Raw genomic sequence first — 2568 nt, 5'->3', positions numbered from 1 at the left:
CATGTGCAGGCCGCCATGGCTGAACCGGCCGAGATCCTTGCCGGCGAAGCGCAGACGCTGCATATGCGCCGAAATCCGCGTCGACGACATCACCGTGATCTCGCGGAAGAAGACCGGCGTGCCGGCGTCAACGCCGTCGCCTTGCCAATGAATGCCCCTGGTCGTGCCGAGATGTTCGGCGACATGGCCGGCAACCGTCATCTTCATGTAGGACAGGCAGGTTTCGTCGGACGCCGCGACGCGGATCAGTACGCTTTCATCATCGAGCGTGGCGCTCAACGAACCATAATAGAGGCGAAGCTCCCATTGGTCGGCGACGCCGGTGTCGATCTCGAATTCGCTGTGCTCGGCGCGCAGCCGGTCCATCACCGACCTGATCGCCGCGTCGCTGATCCGGGTTTGCGCGCTCAATTGGTCCATCATTCAAGTCCTATGCAACAGTTCGGGGCAAGCGCCGCAGCGCCCCCGCGGTCAGCGGCATGCCACAGCCGCTCAAGCGCTTCCACACAAACATGACTATCACTGTCATATTATGCGATGAACGCCTAGCGCGCCGCAAGGCGATCGGGAAGGAAATCGACGAACACGCGCACCTTCGGCGACAAATGGCGGTTGGAAGGCCACAGCATCCGGAACTGGCCACGGCCGTCGACATGACCGTCGAGAACGGTACGCAGCCTGTCTTCGTGCAGCGCCTCACGCACCAGGAAATCCGGCATGCAGGCGATGCCGAGGCCGGCGATCGTGGCGCCCTTCAATGCTTCCATGTTGTTGCAGGTCAGCATCGAGCGGATCTGCGGTTCAGCGCTTCCGGTTATGAACGGCCACTCCAGCAGCCTGCCGCTGTTGAGGAAGCGGAAGTTTATGCCGAAATGCCTGATGAGATCCGCCGGCTCGCCGGGTGTGCCATGGCGCTCGAGGTAGGAGGGCGCCGCGCACAGCAGCATGCGGAAGGGCGCAACGGGTCTCGACACGAGGCGCGAATCAGGCAGCTCGCCGCTGCGGATCGCGACATCGATGCCCTCGTCGATGACGTCGACGATCCGGTCGTTGAAATCGATGTCGAGTTCGATCTCGGGATAGCGGGCCATGAACTCCGACAACACCGGCAGCAACAGATGATAGGTGACGATCGGGGTGGATATGCGCAGCCGCCCACGCGGTGTTTCCCGTGTCCGCGACAGCATCGCCTCGGCATCGTCGATGTCGTCGAGGATGCGGCGCACCCGCTCGTTGAACAGCTTGCCCTCTTCCGTCAGGCCAATGCGCCGCGTGCTGCGCTGCAGGAGCCGCACGCCGAGTTCCTGCTCGAGCCGGGCGACACTTTTGCCGACAGCGGAAGCCGAGATGCCAAGCGCCCGTCCGGCAGCGACGAAATTGCCGAATTCGGCGGTGCGGGCAAAGGCCAGGAGCCCGTTGAGACGATCCATCGTGTCATTCCATTCGAGCGTTTCAGTCCGATATACCAGGAGATATAACACTATTCTTCCTGAAATGCCGACGACCTATCTTGTCATCACGACCGGCTCCGCAATCGCGCGGCCCACCGGCGAGTGCTGTTTCAGATAGGAAAATCCATGACTTCCAGGACCACAACCGGCTCTGCCGAGAGATGGCTCGTGCTCTTGTCCGTGTGCCTTGCCGCGATGACGATGCCATTGACCTTCACCGGTCCGGCCGTCGCTCTGTCGCGCATCGCGGCCGATCTCGGCGGCAGTCCCATCGAGCTCAACTGGGTGACCAACGCCTTCATGCTGACCTTCGGCGCCACCCTGATGGCGTCGGGCGCCCTGGCCGACAACCACGGCCGCAAGCGCCTCTTCCTCGTCGGCCTCTCCCTCTATATCCTGGCATCACTGGGCGCGATGCTGGCGCCGGACATCATCTGGTTCGACATCTTCCGGGCCGTGCAGGGGATCGGCAGTGCGGCCGCCTTCGCTGGCGGCGCCTCGGCACTCGCCCAGGAATTCGAAGGGCCATTGCGGCTGCGCGCCTTCAGCTTCCTCGGCACCAGTTTCGGCATCGGCCTCGCCTTCGGCCCGATCGCGTCGGGCCTGCTTATCTCCGCATTCGGCTGGCGGTCGATCTTTCTTCTGGTTGCGGCACTCGCGATTGCCGCCGCCATGCTCGGCCTGCGCACCATCAGGGAATCGCGCGACCCGGATGCGACGGGCCTCGACTGGGCGGGAGCCGGCACCTTCACGATCGCGCTGGCGTCGCTGACCTATGGCGTGCTCCAGGCGCCGCAGAGCGGCTGGGCTGATCCCCTCGTCGTCACGCTTCTGGCCGCTTCTATCATCTGTTTTGTCGCCTTCGTCGTTGTCGAGCGGCAAGCACAACGGCCGATGCTCGATCTCACGCTGTTTGCCTACCCCCGCTTCGTCGGCGTCCAGTTCCTGGCTGCGGCACCCGCTTACGCCTTCGTCGTCCTGCTCGTCCTGTTGCCGATCCGTTTCATCGGCATCGAAGGGATGAACGAGATCAAGGCCGGGCAATTGATGATCTGCCTCTCAGGTCCGCTGCTGATCCTGCCGATGCTCGCCGGCCAGCTGGCGCGCTGGATCGCAC

2 protein-coding genes and 1 pseudogene are annotated in these 2568 nt (G+C 63.5%); 1 reads left to right on the top strand and 2 read right to left on the bottom strand.

The window, feature by feature from the left end:
• Positions 1–420: pseudogene (locus EN994_RS26640) on the bottom strand (DUF2218 domain-containing protein); the annotation flags it as partial.
• Positions 421–545: 125 nt separating this feature from the next.
• On the bottom strand, positions 546–1430 hold the full coding sequence (locus EN994_RS26635) for a LysR family transcriptional regulator (protein WP_013529929.1): 885 nt from the start codon (positions 1428–1430) through the stop codon (positions 546–548).
• Positions 1431–1577: 147 nt separating this feature from the next.
• Here EN994_RS26635 and EN994_RS26630 point away from each other — a divergent pair.
• On the top strand, positions 1578–2568 hold a 991-nt coding region (locus EN994_RS26630), incomplete at its 3' end, for an MFS transporter (protein WP_127307943.1).

The sequence above is a fragment of the Mesorhizobium sp. M7A.F.Ca.CA.002.09.1.1 genome (assembly GCF_003998555.1).
GTDB lineage: Bacteria > Pseudomonadota > Alphaproteobacteria > Rhizobiales > Rhizobiaceae > Mesorhizobium > Mesorhizobium ciceri.
The sequence above is the reverse complement of the archived record's forward strand: the minus strand, read 5'-3'. Positions and strand labels throughout refer to the sequence as shown.